Origin of the sequence: Kribbella sp. VKM Ac-2571, assembly GCF_004362255.1 — a bacterium.
In the GTDB taxonomy this organism is placed as follows: Bacteria; Actinomycetota; Actinomycetes; order Propionibacteriales; family Kribbellaceae; genus Kribbella; species Kribbella pratensis.
The window spans coordinates 304722-321430 of sequence record NZ_SNWS01000003.1 but is presented as its reverse complement, the minus strand read 5'-3'; the positions used below and the strand labels follow the sequence as shown (position 1 = coordinate 321430).

Annotated in this window: 17 protein-coding genes; 10 read left to right on the top strand and 7 right to left on the bottom strand. The window is 67.4% G+C overall.

All coding sequences use genetic code 11. The annotated features are described in order from the left end of the window. Nucleotides 1-58 precede the first annotated feature (58 nt). The gene (locus EV651_RS08870) at nucleotides 59-2296 is read right to left on the bottom strand and encodes a transglycosylase domain-containing protein (RefSeq protein ID WP_133783946.1); all 2238 of its coding nucleotides are present in this window, start codon (nucleotides 2294-2296) and stop codon (nucleotides 59-61) included. Nucleotides 2297-2422: 126 nt separating this feature from the next. Beyond that, a complete protein-coding gene (locus tag EV651_RS08865; protein ID WP_133783944.1) occupies nucleotides 2423-3904 on the bottom strand; it encodes a short-chain fatty acid transporter in 1482 nt (493 codons plus the stop codon). A 214-nt stretch (nucleotides 3905-4118) separates the two neighbouring features. On the opposite strand from EV651_RS08865, the gene EV651_RS08860 reads away from it, so the two are divergent. The 7 genes from EV651_RS08860 (at nucleotide 4119) to EV651_RS08830 (ending at nucleotide 10116) form a co-directional block, all read left to right on the top strand. Next, a complete protein-coding gene (locus EV651_RS08860; protein WP_131284360.1) occupies nucleotides 4119-4703 on the top strand; it encodes a PadR family transcriptional regulator in 585 nt (194 codons plus the stop codon). Then, the gene (locus tag EV651_RS08855; RefSeq protein WP_133783942.1) at nucleotides 4700-5779 is read left to right on the top strand and encodes an inositol-3-phosphate synthase; all 1080 of its coding nucleotides are present in this window, start codon (nucleotides 4700-4702) and stop codon (nucleotides 5777-5779) included. The genes EV651_RS08860 and EV651_RS08855 overlap by 4 nt, the downstream gene beginning before the upstream one ends. 67 nt (nucleotides 5780-5846) lie before the next feature. Then, nucleotides 5847-6389 (top strand): GNAT family N-acetyltransferase, encoded by a 543-nt coding sequence (locus tag EV651_RS08850; RefSeq protein WP_133783939.1) that lies wholly within the window; start codon nucleotides 5847-5849, stop codon nucleotides 6387-6389. Between the two features lie 2 nt (nucleotides 6390-6391). Next, nucleotides 6392-7222 (top strand): DUF72 domain-containing protein, encoded by an 831-nt coding sequence (locus EV651_RS08845; RefSeq protein ID WP_133784514.1) that lies wholly within the window; start codon nucleotides 6392-6394, stop codon nucleotides 7220-7222. Nucleotides 7223-7475: 253 nt separating this feature from the next. Beyond that, nucleotides 7476-7781, top strand: coding sequence for a hypothetical protein (locus tag EV651_RS08840; protein ID WP_133783937.1), 306 nt, complete (start codon nucleotides 7476-7478; stop codon nucleotides 7779-7781). Then, nucleotides 7778-8812 (top strand): hypothetical protein, encoded by a 1035-nt coding sequence (locus EV651_RS08835; protein WP_133783934.1) that lies wholly within the window; start codon nucleotides 7778-7780, stop codon nucleotides 8810-8812. Before EV651_RS08840 ends, EV651_RS08835 begins: the two co-directional genes overlap by 4 nt. A gap of 116 nt (nucleotides 8813-8928) precedes the next feature. After that, nucleotides 8929-10116 (top strand): M20 family metallopeptidase, encoded by a 1188-nt coding sequence (locus tag EV651_RS08830; RefSeq protein WP_133783933.1) that lies wholly within the window; start codon nucleotides 8929-8931, stop codon nucleotides 10114-10116. Between the two features lie 43 nt (nucleotides 10117-10159). Here the strand turns inward: EV651_RS08830 and EV651_RS08825 are convergent, their stop codons facing one another. After that, nucleotides 10160-10639, bottom strand: coding sequence for a MarR family winged helix-turn-helix transcriptional regulator (locus EV651_RS08825; RefSeq protein WP_133783931.1), 480 nt, complete (start codon nucleotides 10637-10639; stop codon nucleotides 10160-10162). 95 nt (nucleotides 10640-10734) lie between these two features. On the opposite strand from EV651_RS08825, the gene EV651_RS08820 reads away from it, so the two are divergent. Continuing rightward, the gene (locus EV651_RS08820) at nucleotides 10735-11169 is read left to right on the top strand and encodes a nuclear transport factor 2 family protein (protein ID WP_133783929.1); all 435 of its coding nucleotides are present in this window, start codon (nucleotides 10735-10737) and stop codon (nucleotides 11167-11169) included. A 461-nt stretch (nucleotides 11170-11630) separates the two neighbouring features. Here EV651_RS08820 and EV651_RS08815 read toward each other — a convergent pair whose 3' ends face one another. Next, on the bottom strand, nucleotides 11631-13076 hold the full coding sequence (locus EV651_RS08815; protein ID WP_133783927.1) for a zinc-dependent metalloprotease family protein: 1446 nt from the start codon (nucleotides 13074-13076) through the stop codon (nucleotides 11631-11633). A gap of 137 nt (nucleotides 13077-13213) precedes the next feature. On the opposite strand from EV651_RS08815, the gene EV651_RS08810 reads away from it, so the two are divergent. After that, on the top strand, nucleotides 13214-13675 hold the full coding sequence (locus EV651_RS08810) for a YciI family protein (RefSeq protein ID WP_133783925.1): 462 nt from the start codon (nucleotides 13214-13216) through the stop codon (nucleotides 13673-13675). On the opposite strand, the gene EV651_RS08805 is transcribed toward EV651_RS08810, so the two are convergent. From EV651_RS08805 to EV651_RS08795, 3 genes are read right to left on the bottom strand one after another with little or no spacing between them, the layout of a single operon-like run. Further along, a complete protein-coding gene (locus EV651_RS08805) occupies nucleotides 13657-14778 on the bottom strand; it encodes a zinc-dependent alcohol dehydrogenase family protein (RefSeq protein WP_133783923.1) in 1122 nt (373 codons plus the stop codon). The genes EV651_RS08810 and EV651_RS08805 overlap by 19 nt on opposite strands. Continuing rightward, a complete protein-coding gene (locus tag EV651_RS08800) occupies nucleotides 14775-15191 on the bottom strand; it encodes a thioesterase family protein (protein ID WP_133783921.1) in 417 nt (138 codons plus the stop codon). The genes EV651_RS08805 and EV651_RS08800 overlap by 4 nt, the downstream gene beginning before the upstream one ends. Beyond that, nucleotides 15188-16033 carry an SAM-dependent methyltransferase gene (locus EV651_RS08795; protein ID WP_238156751.1) on the bottom strand — a complete coding sequence of 282 codons (846 nt, stop codon included), beginning with the start codon at nucleotides 16031-16033 and terminating at the stop codon, nucleotides 15188-15190. The genes EV651_RS08800 and EV651_RS08795 overlap by 4 nt, the downstream gene beginning before the upstream one ends. Nucleotides 16034-16220: 187 nt before the next feature. Here EV651_RS08795 and EV651_RS08790 point away from each other — a divergent pair, with 187 nt between their 5' ends. Beyond that, nucleotides 16221-16700 (top strand): DUF4188 domain-containing protein, encoded by a 480-nt coding sequence (locus EV651_RS08790; RefSeq protein ID WP_133783919.1) that lies wholly within the window; start codon nucleotides 16221-16223, stop codon nucleotides 16698-16700. Nucleotides 16701-16709: the final 9 nt, after the last annotated feature.

Below are 16709 nucleotides of genomic sequence, written 5' to 3'. Positions count from 1 at the left end.
ATCCGGCCGGTCGGTCACCGCGAGCAGCCGGCCATCGAATTGAGCCAGGACAGCTCCGTTACCCCGGCGTCTGCGGTGTGTCGGTGGGTTTGGGTTTCGTTGTTCCGCCCGTCGGCAGAGACGGGATGACCGGAGTCGTCGTCGTCCGCGTGGGTTTGGTCTTGGTCGGGGTGTTCGTCGGTTTGTCCGGCGTCGACGGGGGCGGAGTGCTCGGCGGCGGAGTGCTCGGCGGCGGAGTGCTGGGCGGCGTACTCGGCGGCGGAGTGCTCGGGGGCGGGGTGTACGTCGGGGTCGACGTGTCCTTGATCTGGTCCTTGTCCGGGTCCGCGAACTCGGCCTCGGGTACGCCGTCGAGGGCCGACTTCATGAACGCCAGCCAGGTCTTCAGCGGCCAGTTGCCACCGAAGAAGGCCGGGTCGTCGCTGTACGGGTCGAGGTCCGATTCACCAGTCGCACCGGCCCGGTACAGCACGGAGGTGGACTCCTGCGGCGTGTAGCCAGTCCACCACGACGTCAGGGTCGCCGAGCCGTTCTTACAGCCGTCGCACTTCGCGTTCTCCTTGCGGTCCTCGACCGCGACACCACCGGCGGTGCCGGTCTTGCCGGCCACCGCACGGTCCAGATCCTTGGCGCCGGTCCCGGTGCCCTTCTTGACCACGTTCTGCAGGGCGTAGTTCACCAGGTTGGCGATCTCCGGCGTGAAGGCCTGCTTCTGCTGCTTCAGCACGCTCGCGTCCGACCACAGCACCTTGCCGTCCGGGCCGCGGACTTCCTTGATCACGTGCAGCGGCGTGTACTTGCCCTCGGCAGCGAACGTCGCGTAGGCGTTGGCCATGTCGACCGGCGAGGCGTACGCATCCGGGCCGAGCACCGTGGCCGGTGCCCCCCGGTCCTTCTCCAGCGTCTTCGACGCCGGGATGCCGGCCGCCTCGGCGGCGTCGACGACCTTGGCCGGGCCGTTCTCCATGGCGTTGTCGACCAGATCGTAGAAGGCGGTGTTGATCGACTGCTCGGTCGCCTTCATCAGGGTGACGTCGCCGTAGTCGGTGCTGAGCTCGTTGCCGAACTTCTGGCCCTGGATCGTGATCGGGCTGTCGCCCTGGTAGACGTCCCAGAGGGACTTGCCGTCCTTCAGCGCCGCGGCCAGCGCAAACGGCTTGAACGACGACCCCGGTCGCGCCTTGGTCGTTGCCCAGTTCAACTGGCTCTTGAGGAAGTCCGGCCCGCCGTACATCGCCAGCAACTGGCCGGTCCCCGGCTGTACGGCGGCCATCCCGACATGCAGGCCCTTGTTCTTCTCAGGCAGCTCGTTCTGGGCGGCGGCCAGTATCTTCTTCTGCTGGTTGTAGTTGAAGGTAGTGGTCACCTTCAGGCCGCCACCGGTGATCTCGTCCTCGTCGAACCCGCGCTGCGCCAGCTCCTTACGAGCCATGTCGAGCAGGAAGCCGTTCGGCCCCTTGTAGCGGTCGCTCTTCTTCCTCAACTTCGACAGGTCCGGCAGCCGGTTGGCGTACTGCTTCTCCTGGACCTCGGTGATCGTGCCCATCTGCTGCATGCCGTCGAGGACGTAGTGGTACCGCTCGATGATTCGCTGCTTGGTACGGGGATCCGTGTCGGTGACGTCGAACAGGGACGGGTTGTTCAGCACCGTTGCGAGGAGCGCGGCCTGCTGGACGGTGAGCAGCTTCGGGTTCGGCTGCTTGAAGTAGACATCGCCGGCGGCCGCGATGCCGTACGCACCCTGGCCGAAGTAGATCGTGTTCAGGTAGCCCTCGAGCGTCTTGCTTTTGTCCTGCTGCCGGCCGAGTTTGGTGGCGATGAACAGTTCCTTGAGCTTGCGGGAAACCGTTCGCTCCTGCGTCAGGTACATGATCTTCACGTACTGCTGGGTGATCGTCGAACCACCCTGCAACTGCTCACCGCGGGCGATGTTCACCGCCGCCCGGACCATGCCGCTCGGCGAGATTCCCGGGTTGGTCCAGAACGTCCGGTCCTCTGCCGCGATCACCGAGTCCTGGACGTGCTTCGGGATCTGCGCCAGCGGCACCGTGTGCCGGTTCTGCTCGAAGAACGAGCCGAGTGGCTGGCCGCCGTCGGAGTAGGTCACCGTCGTGGTGTTGGTGGCGAACTCCTTGTTCGGGTCCGGGATCTTGGTCGTCTGGTAGACGACGAAGAAGGCCGCGACCGAAGCGATGATGCCGAGGAAGAGAAGTGCTGCGAGCCAGCCGAGCACCCGGAGCGCCCAGTGCTTCTTGCGCCGGGGCGGCGGGGCGGCCTTCCTACGAGCTTCACTCACTGTGCAATCCTCGACGTTCTCGCTGAAGTCATTGCCCCACAGACTACGGTGGGTGTGGTAACAGGCCCGAATCCGCTTCGGATGCTAGCAAGCAGATCCTGCCGCACCCAAAGTCGCTGCAAGCGGTTACCCCGTAACGTGCGGTGCGAGCAATGTCACGGCGATCAGCGCGGCCGGGAAACAGGCCAGGAACATCGTGAACGTGTAACCCATGATGTCGCGCGCCTTGAGGCCGAGGATGGCGAGCGTCGGCAGCATCCAGAACGGCTGCAGCAGGTTCGCGCTCGCCTCACCGAGGTCGTACACAACGACCATCCAGCCCGCGTCGACCTTCAGTTCGTTGGCGGCCTGCAGCACGTACGGCGCCTCGATCACCCACTTGCTGCCGCCGCTCGGGACGAAGACGCCGAGGATGCACGAGTAGATCGCGACCAACGGCGGGAACAGGAACTGGTTGCTCGCCTGCACCAGCCACCCGGCGAGGCGCGCGGAGATCCCGGTGTAGGCGATCATCCCGAAAATCCCGCCGTACAAGGGGAACTGGAGCAGTACGCCGGCTGCGGCGGGCGCACCGTCGCGCACCGCACGCGCCATCCGCCACGGCCGCCAGTGCAGGAGCATCGCGAGCAGGAACAGGATCAGGTTGACCGTGTTGAGGTCCAGCGCGTTGAAGAAGCTCTTGCCGCTGAAGTAGCGGACCAGGTAGACCGCGCCGAGCAGGACGATCAGCAGACTGAACACTGGCGAATGCTCCAGCCAATCGCCCGGCCTGCGGGCTTCTCCTCGTTGACCGTTGTACGCCGATCCGCGGCCGATGAGCGGTTTGAGTTCGATCCCGATCTGCTCCGCGGTCCGCGCGTTGCCCTCGCCCGGGGCGATGAACCACGCCATCCCGACACCGACGGCGTACACGATCAACGTCGCCACGATCGCCTGCCAGGTGAAGATCGTGTCGGTGAGCGGGATCAGACCGCTGGCGTGACCGCCGGCCTTGATCACCTCCTGCACCGGCGCCGGGCTGCTGCTGGCACTCGCCACCTGCAACGCCGCCGAACCGGACAGCCCCTGCGCCCACACGGTCCCGAGCCCGAGGAACGCCATCGCACCGAGCGCGCGGTAGTCCGCCCTCGGCACGTTGCGCGCCACCTCGCGCGCCAGGATCGCCGCGAAGATCAGACTGAACGCCCAGTTCAGGTACGACGCCAGCATCGCAACCGCGGCGACGAACGCGACCGCGGTCCGCGGGCTCTTCGGGATCCGGGCGAGCCGCGTGATCAACCGCGCGATCGGTCCGCTGGTGGCGACGGCGTACCCGCCGATGATGATCATCGCCATCTGCAGGGTGAAGGTGATCAGCGACCAGAACCCGATGCCCCAGGCATCGATCATCCCGAAGCCCTTGGTCGCGGCCGGGTCGTCGGGACGCTTCAGCAGCGGCTCACCGGTGACGAGGCCGAACAGCAGCACCACGAAGGTTCCGACCAGGACGAACCCGAACGCGTCCGGCAACCACTTCTCGGTGAACGCGGTGAACCGCAGCGCCAGCCGGGCGAGTGGACCCTCGGCTTCCACGTCGGACTTGGCGTGCTTCCCATGACTGTCGGTCATTACCGTCCGCTCCCGGGCTACGACGCTGGGTGTCATTCGATTAACGCAGATCGGCGTCTGACGTAACAGGTTTCTAGGCGTGCCGCTCGGCGAGGGTGACAAAGGCCAGCTTTGTCAAGAGTTGTCCACAGGCCCTCCCTCTGCTTACAGTGGCGGCACGATGTATCGAACCGATACATCAGGTCATGACAAACTAGACCGAGGGAGGTGGCTCATGGGAAACCGCAGTGGGGTCCTGGAGCTCGCCGTACTCGGTCTGCTGCACGAAGCGCCGATGCACGGCTACGAGCTCCGCAAGCGCGTCAACGCCCAGTTCGGCTGGGGACGCGTGCTGTCGTTCGGTTCGCTGTACCCGTGTCTGAAGGCGATGCTCCGCAACGGGCTGATCACGGCCGACCCCGGGACGCCGGAGTCGGGCCGCAGGCCCAAGATCGTGTACACGATCACCGCCGACGGCAAGGACTACTTCGCGCACGCGATGCACGAAGCCGGCCCGTCGGCCTGGGAGGACGACACGTTCGGCGTCCGCTTCTCGTTCTTCGGCCGGACCGATCCGGCCACCCGGTTGCGCATCCTCGAGGGCCGCAGGGCCCGGATGGAGGAGCGGCTGGCCAACTTCCGGGCGGCGATGAGCCGGACGGCGGAGCGGGTCGACGCCTACACCCTCGAGCTGCAACGGCACGGCCTGGAGTCGGCCGAGCGCGAGGTCCGCTGGCTGAACGAGCTGATCGACGGCGAGCGGCGGCAACAGCGGCCCCCTGACCAGCACCACCCGCCTACCCAAGGAGATTCCAGATGACCTCGATTCGCGTAGCGATCGTCGGCGTCGGCAACTGCGCAAGCTCGCTCGTCCAGGGCGTGCACTACTACCGTGACGCGAAGCCCGAGGAGCGCGTCCCGGGTCTGATGCACGTCGTGTTCGGTGACTACCACGTCCGGGACGTGGAGTTCGTGGCCGCGTTCGACGTCGACGGCAAGAAGGTCGGCCTGGACCTCGCCGACGCGATCGGCGCCAGCGAGAACAACACGATCAAGATCTGCGACGTGCCGCCGACCGGTGTCACCGTCCAGCGCGGTCACACCCTCGACGGTCTCGGCAAGTACTACCGCGAGACGATCACCGAGTCGGACGCGGCGCCGGTCGACGTCGTCCAGGCGTTGAAGGACGCGCAGGTCGACGTCCTGGTCTGCTACCTCCCGGTCGGTTCCGAGCAGGCGGCGAAGTTCTACGCCCAGTGCGCGATCGACGCGAAGGTCGCGTTCGTGAACGCGCTGCCGGTCTTCATCGCGGGCACCAAGGAGTGGGCCGACAAGTTCACCGCGGCCGGCGTACCGATCGTCGGCGACGACATCAAGTCGCAGATCGGCGCCACCATCACGCACCGCGTGCTGGCCAAGCTGTTCGAGGACCGTGGCGTCACCGTCGACCGCACGTACCAGCTGAACGTCGGCGGCAACATGGACTTCAAGAACATGCTGGAGCGCGACCGGCTGGAGTCCAAGAAGATCAGCAAGACCCAGTCCGTCACGTCGCAGCTGGTCAATGACATCGACCCGCGCAACGTGCACATCGGCCCGTCGGACTACGTGGCCTGGCTGGACGACCGCAAGTGGGCGTTCATCCGGCTCGAGGGCCGCAACTTCGGCGACGTACCGCTGTCGCTGGAGTACAAGCTCGAGGTCTGGGACTCGCCGAACTCGGCCGGCATCATCATCGACGCGATCCGCGCGGTGAAGATCGCGAAGGACCGCGGCATCGGCGGCCCGATCCTGTCCGCGTCGTCGTACTTCATGAAGTCGCCGCCGGAGCAGTACGCCGACGACGTCTGCCGCGACCTGGTGGAGAAGTTCATCCGCGGCGAGGTCGAGCGCTGATCTAGGCAGTAAGCACCGCCCCGACACTCGTCCCTGGTGTCGGGGCGGCGTGCCATCATGACGCCGGATGACCGAGATCCGTGAGTACCGCGAAACGGACTCCGCCAGCTGGCTGCGCTGCCGCCTGCTGAGTTTCTTCGGCACCGAGTACTACGACGATGTCGTGACGCAGCGCCCGGCCTTCGACAACCCGGCGCATCGACTCGTGGCCGTCGACGACGACACAGTGGTCGGGCTGATGGACGTCGAGATCTTCACGGACCGCGCCACCATCGACGTACTCGCCGTACATCCCGATCGCCAACGCCACGGCCTGGCCACGCAGTTGCTCGAGGCGGTTCTTCCTCGGCTTCAGGTCGACGTACTGGACGCGTGGACGCGAGGAGATGCGTCGGCGAACGACTGGTACCAGCGGTCGGGGTTCACGGAGAACTACCGATATCTCCATGTCTACAAGTCCTGGCAGGACGACTCCTCTGGTTTCGAGACACCCGAGGGCCTGGGCAGGCCGGTGACGGCGTTCATGCATGCGCCGACCGCGCTCGAGGCCGCGATGCGTGAGCGGTTCTCGCGCGTGCACATCTGCAGGCAGTACGTTCGATCGCTGTGAACATGCAGCTGTACGTCGGTTGCGCGCAGTGGACTCATGCCGCGTGGCCGCAGCCTTCCCGGGACAAGCTGCGCTCGTACGCCTCGTGGTGCAACGCGGTGGAGAGCAACACGACCTTCTACGCGACACCGTCGCGGTCGACCGTCGAGAGCTGGGCCGCGCAGATCCCGCCCGACTTCCGCTTCGTGGTGAAGTTGCCGCAGGTCATCACGCATGAGCGCCGACTCAACAACGTGGCCGCCGAACTTCGCGCGTTCCTCGCCGCGATCGAGCCGCTCGGCCCGCGCAACCATGCGGTCTGGATCCAACTCCCGGCCGCGTTCGCGCCGACCGACCTCGGTGCCCTCGCCGCGTTCCTCCACCAGGCACCCCGCGAACACCGGTACGCCGTGGAAGTCCGGCACCGCGACTTCTTCGCCGATCCCCGCGCCGCGGGCAACCTCGAACGCGTGCTCGCGCGGGCGGACGCGGAGTGGATCCCGTTCGACACCGGCACACTCTTCGCCCGCCGCCCGACCAGCCTCGCCGAGCGCGACGCCTGGATGAAGAAGCCACGAGTCGCCCGCCGCACCCGCGCCCTGACCGGCCACCCGATCGTCCGCTACATCGGCCGTGACTCCGTGGACGAAACCGTCGACGGCTGGACGTACCTCGTCGAACTGGTCATCAGCTGGCTCTCCGAAGGCCGCTCCCCCACGGTCTTCCTGCACACCCCCGACAACGTCGAAGCCCTCAACCTCGCCCGCCGCTTCCACGCAACCGTCACCGCAGCCGTCCCCACCCTCGCGCCCCTCCCCGACCCCCTCGACCCCGAACCCCCAACCCTCTTCTGAACCGCAGGCCCCTCCAGGCCGCCCCGGCCCCAGATGGGCGACCTTCGGGGACTGGGGACAGGCACTGGTGACTGGGGACAGGCAATACCGGGTGCCGACCCACCATTGCCTGTCCCGCGACCCTGCATCGGGCTGATCACCACCCACACATCGGACATCCAGGCTGGTTATCCACAGTTCCAAAGTGCCCTGCAGATTTGGGGCCCGATCTCCGTATGTTCTCCGCCGACTTCACGACTCGGGAGGACATCTCATGGAGCATTCGACCGGTACGCCGACCAACCCAACCCCGCACGCACCACTCAACCCGCCACCGCCCACGACACAGGCACAAGCCGCCGCGCATGCAGGAACCGCGGCGCAGGCGCAAGGTGCGGCACAGACCCAAGCCGCCGCGCAGGCTGCGGCGCAGGTGCGCGCTGAGCGGCGGGCGCGCGCCGACTGGCTGATCACCGAACTCAGCCGGCTAGCGGCTCAGGCCGATAACCCTAACGATCGCGTGCGAATTCGCCGCACCGCCGACTCCCTCACCCGGCTCGCGACCGCGTTCCGCCCGTGACAACGACCGCGGTGGCCGCCCACCCGACCTCGATCGCCGAACTGTTCGCGCAGAGCGCAGAGACAGCTCGCGCACTCGCCGGCGCCGAGCAATCCGCGTGGAACGGCCACATCATCGAGTCCTCCAGCGTCATGCTCGGCCTCGCCCACTGGGACGGCACCCTCTATCTCGACCGCGAGTCGATCGTCGACCCACTCCGCCACCTCTACGAACACGCCGGCGCCACCCGTCCGACTCCGACCCTCATCGCCTACCGCGAATCCTTGGCCACCCTGCTCCACGAGCACGCCCACTTCCTCGGCCCGGCCGATGCCACCCAGGAAGCAGCCCGCGAAGCCTTCACGAAACTCGGCAGCCGCCAACTCGAGGAAGGCGTCACCGAAGCCTGGGCCCAGGACCACCTCGACGACTTCATCCACCGCTTGGGCATCGACAAGGTTGCCCCCGGCATCGATTCAGTCCGCTCCAACGGCTACTACGCCGCCTTCGTCCCCGCCGTCCGCGAGATCACCACCGCACTGGACGCCCGCAACGGCTTCCCACCCGGCGAAACCCTGTCCGTTCTCAACCGCCAAACCGCCGCCGGCCAGTTCCCGCTCCTGGTCGACGCCGTCTACAACTCGACTCGTCTTCCCGACCTGGAGCCACCCGACGCCGACACCCGATCCCGCCTGGAGTCCATCCTCCGCTCCGGCCTCGCCCACCTCGAAACCTACGAACTCTCTCCCCCGGACCTGGCCACCACCAACTCCCTCGCCACTGCCAACCAAGTCCTTTCCCACCTCGACCACGAGACCCACACCGCAGAAGCCACCTACACCTTGAGCCAGCCCGACCCCTGCGTCCTTCCACGTCCCACACGCCGCATCCCGTCCCCCCACGAGGCAGCCCTCTCCGGACTAACTCCCCCAAGCCCCGCCCGACCCTCACCCACCCTGTCGTCAACCTCTCACCCTTCACCCAGCACCCACCACCACGCCCACCCCCGCAGCTCACCACCGTCCAGGCAACCGCTCGCAAGACACGGATAGTCAGCCGCGACACCAGCCAGCGCAGCCATAGCTTGTCAGTTGTAGGTGCTGTGGCAGGCTGGCGGGCGGGGTCTGGCGTCAACGTCGGGCAATGGGTATTCGAAGGAGCGAAACTGATGAGTCTCGTCGAGGAAGCGACCGCGATCGCGCCCGGGCTGATCGAGCTGCGGCGGGAGCTGCACCAGGTTCCCGAGGTCGGCCTCGAGCTGCCGAAGACTCAGGCCCTGGTGCTCGACGCGATGGCCGGGTTGCCGTTGGAGATCACCACCGGCAAGGAGCTGACTTCTGTGGTCGGCGTACTGCGTGGCGGTCGGCCCGGGCCGACGGTGCTGCTGCGGGGCGACATGGATGCGTTGCCGGTGGTCGAGGAGACCGGGCTCGCGTACGCGTCGCAGAACGGGAACATGCACGCCTGCGGCCACGACCTGCACACCACCGGGCTGGTCGGAGCGGCGCAGTTGCTGAGTGCGCATCGCGACGAGCTGAGCGGGAACGTGATCTTCATGTTCCAGCCAGGCGAGGAAGGCCTCGGCGGTGCCGGGTACATGCTGCGGGAGGGCCTGTTGAGCGCCACCGGCGACAAGCCGATCGCGGCGTACGCGTTGCATGTCTGGTCGCAGGCGGCGAAAGGGACGTTCCAGCTCCGTCCGGGCACGATCATGGCCAGTTCGAACCAGCTGCACATCACGGTGCACGGCAAGGGCGGCCACGGGTCGACGCCGGACCGGACGATCGACCCGGTGCCGGTGGTGGCGGAGTTGGTGCTCGCGTTGCAGACCTACGCGACGCGGCGGGTGAACGTGTTCGATCCGGTGGTGATCACGGTGACGCAACTCGAGGCGGGCGTCGCGATCAACGTCATCCCGAACACGGCCCGGCTCGGCGCGACCGTGCGGACGCTGTCGGACGCGATGCTGGAGCAACTGACCCGTGAGCTGCCGGCGCTGGCGGAGCGGATCGCGGCGGCCCATGGATGCACGGTCGACGCGCGGCTCGACCCGCAGTATCCGGTGACGGTGAACGACGCCGGGCGTACGGCGGAGACCGCGAGCATCCTCACCGACCTGTTCGGCGCGGAGCGGGTGCAGCAGTTGGACAATCCGTTGATGGGCGCCGAGGACTTCTCGATGGTGCTGCGGGAGGTGCCAGGCACGTTCGTGATGGTCGGAGCCCGACCGGACGACGTCTCGGAGGAGGAGGCGCCCTCGAATCATTCCAGCCTCGTCCGGTTCGACGACGCGGTCCTCGCCGACCAGGCCGCCGCCCTGGCCCAGCTGGCCGCCAAGCACCTGATGCCGGCCTAGAACGACCAGGTAGGCCTAGAACGATCAGGTAGGCCTAGAACGATCAGGTAGGCGGACCTGCCAGGTGGGTGTTGACTCGGTTGAGGAGTGCAAACAGCTGGTCGCGCTCCTCGCGGGTCAGCGGCGCCGTGATGTGGGCGTTCACGCCGGCGAGCACCTGATCCAGCTCGGCAAGCCGCCGTACGCCGGTGTCCGTGATCGTGATGACGTTGCGCCGTTTGTCGGCGGGGTCCGGCGTACGGCGGATCCAGCCGCCGTCGGCGAGCTCGTTCAGGACTGCGACGAGATCGCTCTTGTAGACGCGAGCCCGGCCGGCGAGCGCGGACTGACTCGCGGGACCGAACTCGGCGAGCGCGGCGAGCACCACGAAGTGGTCCTTGTGCGCCCCGACCGCCCGGAGAGCGTCGCTGGAGGCGCGGGCGGTCTGGGCCGCCGTCAGCCCGACCAGCCGTGACAGCTGCGCCTTGATGCGCTCCGGCGTCTCCGCGCCACGGTCGAAACGCAGTTCGTCGCCGTCCTCCATGGCGTTCAGCATACGCCTTGCGTTAGTCGGACTAACGATCTACATTCATTGGTACAGCCAACGTTAGTCAGACTAACCATTCAGAGGAGCCCGCTATGACCGCCACCGAAACCCTGATCCGCGAGCTCGCCGACCGCAGTGAACTGGCCTACCTGGTCTCGCGCCACAGCCTGTGGGTCGACGAGCACCGGTACGACGAGAGCGACCGCCTCTTCACCGAGGACGTTGTCGTCAAGTCCCGCGGTGGCGAGGCCGTCGGCATCGAGGCGATCGTCGACATGGTGCGGGCGCGTCACGACGACTACGTCCGCACGCTGCACAACAAGACGAATCTTGTGATCGAGGTCAGCGGCGAGACTGCGACCGTGCGGGCGCACGACGTCGCGGTGTACGTCCTCGACGACAAGACGGAGTCGATCGCGGCCGCCGTACATCACTACGGCGCGCGCCGGACCGAGAACGGCTGGCGCTTCGACCGGCTCGAGGTCAGCCCGGTCGCACTGACCGCGGCGCTCGACCGCAAACTCTAGAACGGGCCTGTGGCTGGTCGGTCCGCCAGAGGCCGACCAGCCACAGGGTTCAGGAGGGCGAAACTCCGAGGGTGTGGGCGCCGCGACTGCCGTACGTCGAATAGCCCGTGTTGAGCGGGTCGCCGTAGCCGACGTTGTCGGTCCGCAGGTAATACCTACCCGGCCGCAGGCTGCCGCTAACACTCGCACCGAGACCCGTCGGCGTGCGGCGAGCTCGCGGAAGAAGAGTTTGCTGTCGGCATCGAGCCACGCGGCCTGGTCTGTGGCAAGGATCTGCCGCAACTGGTCCCGTCGGCAGACCGTTGTGCGCGGCAACCTCGGCCAGCCGCGGCTGGACCTTTCCGAGCGCCGAGCCGCCGGCGGGTTCCTCCTCACGTCCCTCCGGTTGGGCGGGCCCTCAGAGACCCCGGGGCCGTCGGTCTCGGTGGGATCGGCGGCCCCGGGGTGGTCAAAGTGAGGTGTCAGCCGGTGGTGACGCGGACGGTGTAGGCGCCGCGGCTGCCGTACGTCGAGTAGCCGGTGTTCAGCGGGCTGCCGTACCCGGTGTTCTCGATCCGGAGGTAGTAGCGGCCGGCCGTGACCTGGCGGCTGAGGCTCGCGCCCAGTCCGGTCGGGGTGGCCGAGTTGGACTGCCCGGCGGCCGGATCCGCGGTGGCGACGACCCCACCCGACGAGTTCAGCAGCTGGAGCTTGATGTCCAGGTCCGCTCCGGACGCGGCCGCGGAGGCCGCGAAGTTGAAAGTGCCGGCCGCGAGGTCGATCCGGAAGATGTCGACGTCGGAGTCGTCGGCGTACACACCCTTCACGCTCGTCCCGAGTGTCAACGCGGTCGCATCCGAGGTGCCGTTGCCGTGGTCGTCGCCCCGCAGCGCCAGCCCGTTCTGGCCGATCACCGCGAAGTCGTCTTCCTTGTTGTTCGCCCCGGTGTATTCGCCCTTGCTCCACTGACTGATCGCCTTCGAGTACCCGACGCCCATGATCGGCGCCCAGGCCCCGTGGCCCGCGTAGTACCCGACGGACGCAGTGCCGTCGTGCGAGAGGCCGACGTTGTGGCCCGCCTCGTGTGACGCCGCTTCGGCGATGTTCTTCGCACCGGTGCCGACACCCTTGGTGAAGACCAGTGCGGGCTGGTAGTACGCGTGGTTGCTGGTGTTGTCGTACACCCCGACATACGCAACCCCGCCGCATCCGCAGCCGGACTGGTACCAGGTGGTCGGGTCGATCAACACCCGCGTCCCGTACTGCTGGTCAGACGCACCTGACCGCGTGATCGCATCCGCGGTCGGCTGCTGCGTCGTCACGTCCACGTCGAACGGCGCGTAGTCCTCCGCGACGCGAGCCCAGACATCGTGTACGACGTCCTGCTCCGCCGTACTCCAGTTACTGGTGTTTCCGTCGGTGTCGTACGGCGTGACGTTCACGGTGGACGGCTTCCCGTTGGTGTTCCACGCCGTACCGGTGACCGTGTGGCCGTCGAAGTCGAGGTAGATGACGCGGTTCGACCCAGGCTTGCTGTGCAACTCGAAGGCCGGACCGGTCGCGGCGACGACTGCCTGCGTGGCCCAGCGGGGTGACGCCGCGGCTCCGGACTTCCGCTCGACGGCGGTGGCGACCGGCTCGCGATAGAACAGCTTGCCGCCGCGGTCCAGCCAGGCGGTGCGGTCGCTCGCGAGGATCTGCCGCAGGTGGTCTGTGGACAACTTGTTCTGGTCGGCGATCTCGGCGAGCCGGGACTGGACCCGGCCGAGTGCGGCCTTGCCCTGCAGTTCCTGGCCGAGCAGTTGGTCGATGGGGAGCGGAGTTGGCTGCTGGGCGTCGGCCTGGTTACCGACGACGACGGCCAGGGCTCCGAAAACTACGGCACCGGCGACAGCGAGCGCACTGATCCGGCGGGGGCGGGTGAGCATAACTGGGGTCCTCCTCAGGGACTCCGGGCGGCACATCACATCTCGTGGGCGGAGATGCACTGTGCGTAGCCTGCCCGAAAGCGCGCATAGCTGTATAGATTCGTCTCGGGAATTAACGTCGACTTGGGAGGGTCCCGATGCGCTTCATGATGGTTTTCAAGGCCTCCGAAGAGTCCGAGGCAGGACTGCCGCCGAGCGAGGAGGGCCTGACCGCGATGGGCCTGGTGATGGCCGAGATGGCGGAGAAGGGTGTCCTGCTCGCGGGCGACGGACTACTGCCGAGCTCGCACGGTTTCCGGCTGCAACTGGAGGACGGGAAGCGCCGGGTGGTCGACGGTCCGTTCACCGAGACCAAGGAGCTGATCGCCGGGTTCTGCCTGATCGAGGTCGCGTCCCGCGAGGAGGCAGAGGAGTGGGGCTGGCGCTGTATCGCGGCGGACGCCCGCGGCTCCGGCGACCCCCAGAACTCCGGACTGCTGGAGATCCGCCCGGTCCCCACCGCCGACTTCTTCGGTGACAACTACACCGACGAGGCCCGGGACCGCAACGAACACACTTTCCAGAAGGCGGCCGAGAACCTTCAGAAGAGCAACACCTGACGGATCGACGCGCCGGCGGCCAGGTCGTCGAAGGCCTGATTGAGGTCGTCGAGCCCGACCGTGGCGGTCAGCAGCCGGTCGACGGGTAGGCGGCCGGCTCGGTACAGGGCGACGTACCGCGGGATGTCGCGGGAGGGCACGGACGAGCCGAGGTACGAGCCCTTCACCGTGCGCTCCTCCGCGACCAGGCTGACCGCGGGCACGCTGAACGCCTGCGACGGATGCGGCAGTCCGACGGTGACCGTGGTCCCGCCGCGGCGCGTGGCGGCGTACGCCTGCTCGAGTACCTTCGCGCTCCCGACCGTTTCGAACGCGTAATCGGCGCCGCCGGCCGTCGCTTCACGTACCTGTTCGACCGCGTCAGGGGAACGCGCGTCGACGACCGCGGTGGCACCCAAGTCCTGGGCGAGAGCGAGCTTCGACGGTACGACGTCCACGGCGACGATCGGATGCGCTCCGACGAGAACGGCGCCGAGCAGCGCGGACAGGCCGACGCCGCCGAGGCCGAAGATCACCGCGCTGCGTCCGGCCCTGACCTGTGCCGTGTTCACGACCGCGCCGACGCCGGTCATCACGGCGCAACCGAAGAGCGCGGCGATCTCCGGTGGGAGCGACGGATCGATCTTCACGGCTGAACGCGCCGAGATGACAGCGTGATCCGCAAACCCGGAAACGCCCAGGTGGTGGTGCACGTCGGAGGAGCTGGTGCTCGTCAGGCGGCGGGTGCCGCTCAACAGCGTGCCGGCTGCATTGGCAAGGGCGCCAGGCTCACACAACGCGGCGCGGCCCTCGGAGCAAGGGGCGCAGGTGCCGCAGGACGGTACGAAGGCGCACACCACCACGTCGCCAGGCGCGAATCCCGGCGCCTCGGACAGCACGACCTCGCCGGTGGCCTCGTGGCCGAGGAGCATCGGCATGACCCGCGGCCGCGACCCGTCGATCACCGAGAGGTCCGAGTGGCACAATCCGGCCGCGCGGATCCGGATCAGCAACTCCCCCGGACCCGGCGGCGCGAGTTCCAGCTCTTCCACGTGCAGCGGCCGAGACTCGGCGTACGGCGCCGGCAGGCCCATCTCCCGCAGTACGGCGCCGTGCACGATCATCCCGTGATCCCTTCGAGTGCCGCGCGGATCTCGTCCGGCACCGGGACCGGGACGCGGTCCTTCCGCCCGACGAAGACGTGCACGAACCGGCCGGTCGCGGCCGGTTCGTCCGAACCCTCACGGAACAAGGCGATCTCGTAGCGCACGCTGGAGTTGCCCAGCTGCCCGCACCGCAACCCGGCGTCGACGACACCGGGGAACTCGAGCGGTCGCTTGAACGTGCACTGCGAGTCCACGCACAACCCGATTACATCACCGCGATGGATGTCGAGCCCACCGACGCGGATGAGGAAGTCGTTGATCACGGTGTCGAAGAAGCTGTAGTACTCGACGTTGTTGACATGGCCGTAGACGTCGTTGTCCTTCCACCGCAGCGTGATCGCCAGGTGGTGCGGATACGCGTTGCGGATCACGGCTTGCGGCCGACACCCACCCACAGACTGCACATGATGTCGGTGAACTCGCCCGTGTCGACGAGACGCTGGGTCTCCTCGTCGGGGTACCAGCGGAACGGCGACACGACGCCGGGCTCGACCAGCTCGGTGCCCTCGAAGAACCGGGTGACTTCTTCCTTGCTGCGAACCTGCGCCTCGCCACCGTCGGCCTGGTACACCACCATCGCCCGCTCCCACAGCTCCGGCGCGAAGTCGGGCGTGCAGTGCGAGAAGATCAGCAGCGATCCGGGCGCGAGCGGCTCGACCAACTGACGGACCAGGTCGTACGGCTTGAGGTGGTCCGGCAGGTAGTGGAAGACGCCGACGATGCTGAGCGCGACCGGCTTGCCGAAGTCGATCAGCTCTTTGACCTCTTCGGACTGCAGGATCGCCTGCGGGTCGGTGACGTCGGCCTCGAGGTACGCCGTCCTGCCTTCCGGCTTGCTCACCAGCAGCGCCCGCGAATGCGCGAGCACGATCGGGTCGTTGTCGGCGTACACCACGTGCGCCGACGGGGTGATCTCCTGGACGACCTCGTGCAGGTTCGGGCTGGTCGGGATGCCGGTGCCGATGTCGATGAACTGGGTGATGCCCTGCTCGGCGGCGTACTTCGCGGCGCGGTGCATCCACATCCGGTTCGACCGAGCGGCGGTGCGGAAGCCCGGGAACGCCTGCAGCAGGTGCTCGGCGGCCTGCCGGTCGATCGCGAAGTTGTCCTTCCCGCCGAGGAAGTAGTCGTACACCCGGGCGCCGTGCGGCCGGTCGAGCTTCAACTGCTCGTACATCCGCGGGTCGACGTCGGCATCCTGCGATTCAGTCATGAAATTCCCATCCGCGCTGCGGCCCAGAACTGAAGGGACATCGTAACGGGTCCACAACGGACTGTGACACCCGGCAGCACGACATTACCGCTCCTCGGCGGCCATGCCACCAGCTCGGGCGCGTCCTCCAACCGGCCTTTACACAGGATTGATTCCGCCCTCCGTTCTGCCGTGGTGCACTGTTCGCATGGGCGAGGTGATTGCGGGGCGGCAGACGGCGGCGTACGACGGGGAGGTGGTCGTGTTCCTGATCGGGATGCGGGTCAACTCGCTGGTCAAGGTGCGCGAGTGGATTCCGGTGTTCCGCGCGATGGGGCCGATGCTGCGGCAACTGATGAAGGACAAGGAGAGCGGGCTGCTCGGATTCCGGACGCTGCCGACGTGGCGCGGGATCACGCTGATCCAGTACTGGAAGTCGGTGGAGAAACTCCAGGCCTTCGCGAACGACACCGGCCGGACACACCGGCCCGCCTGGGTCGAGTACTTCCGCAACTCGTTCAAGAGCGGCGCGGTCGGCATCTGGCACGAGACATACGTCGTACCGGCCGGCAACACCGAAACCATCTACGGCAACATGCCCCTGCTGGGCCTCGGCAAGGTCAGCGGCGTAGAGCCGGTCAGCAAGCGGGGCGATACCGCCGCGCAACGCCTGCATCAGGCGGAATAGCTACAGTGC

Coding starts and splice junctions, on each gene's coding strand:
- EV651_RS08790 (WP_133783919.1), top strand. CDS start 16,221: ATGGGCGAGGTGATTGCGGGGCGGCAGACGGCGGCGTACGACGGGGAG.
- EV651_RS08850 (WP_133783939.1), top strand. CDS start 5,847: ATGACCGAGATCCGTGAGTACCGCGAAACGGACTCCGCCAGCTGGCTG.
- EV651_RS08845 (WP_133784514.1), top strand. CDS start 6,392: ATGCAGCTGTACGTCGGTTGCGCGCAGTGGACTCATGCCGCGTGGCCG.
- EV651_RS08820 (WP_133783929.1), top strand. CDS start 10,735: ATGACCGCCACCGAAACCCTGATCCGCGAGCTCGCCGACCGCAGTGAA.
- EV651_RS08825 (WP_133783931.1), bottom strand. CDS start 10,639: ATGGAGGACGGCGACGAACTGCGTTTCGACCGTGGCGCGGAGACGCCG.
- EV651_RS08830 (WP_133783933.1), top strand. CDS start 8,929: ATGAGTCTCGTCGAGGAAGCGACCGCGATCGCGCCCGGGCTGATCGAG.
- EV651_RS08810 (WP_133783925.1), top strand. CDS start 13,214: ATGCGCTTCATGATGGTTTTCAAGGCCTCCGAAGAGTCCGAGGCAGGA.
- EV651_RS08855 (WP_133783942.1), top strand. CDS start 4,700: ATGACCTCGATTCGCGTAGCGATCGTCGGCGTCGGCAACTGCGCAAGC.
- EV651_RS08805 (WP_133783923.1), bottom strand. CDS start 14,778: ATGATCGTGCACGGCGCCGTACTGCGGGAGATGGGCCTGCCGGCGCCG.
- EV651_RS08795 (WP_238156751.1), bottom strand. CDS start 16,033: ATGACTGAATCGCAGGATGCCGACGTCGACCCGCGGATGTACGAGCAG.
- EV651_RS08860 (WP_131284360.1), top strand. CDS start 4,119: ATGGGAAACCGCAGTGGGGTCCTGGAGCTCGCCGTACTCGGTCTGCTG.
- EV651_RS08865 (WP_133783944.1), bottom strand. CDS start 3,904: ATGACCGACAGTCATGGGAAGCACGCCAAGTCCGACGTGGAAGCCGAG.
- EV651_RS08815 (WP_133783927.1), bottom strand. CDS start 13,076: ATGCTCACCCGCCCCCGCCGGATCAGTGCGCTCGCTGTCGCCGGTGCC.
- EV651_RS08840 (WP_133783937.1), top strand. CDS start 7,476: ATGGAGCATTCGACCGGTACGCCGACCAACCCAACCCCGCACGCACCA.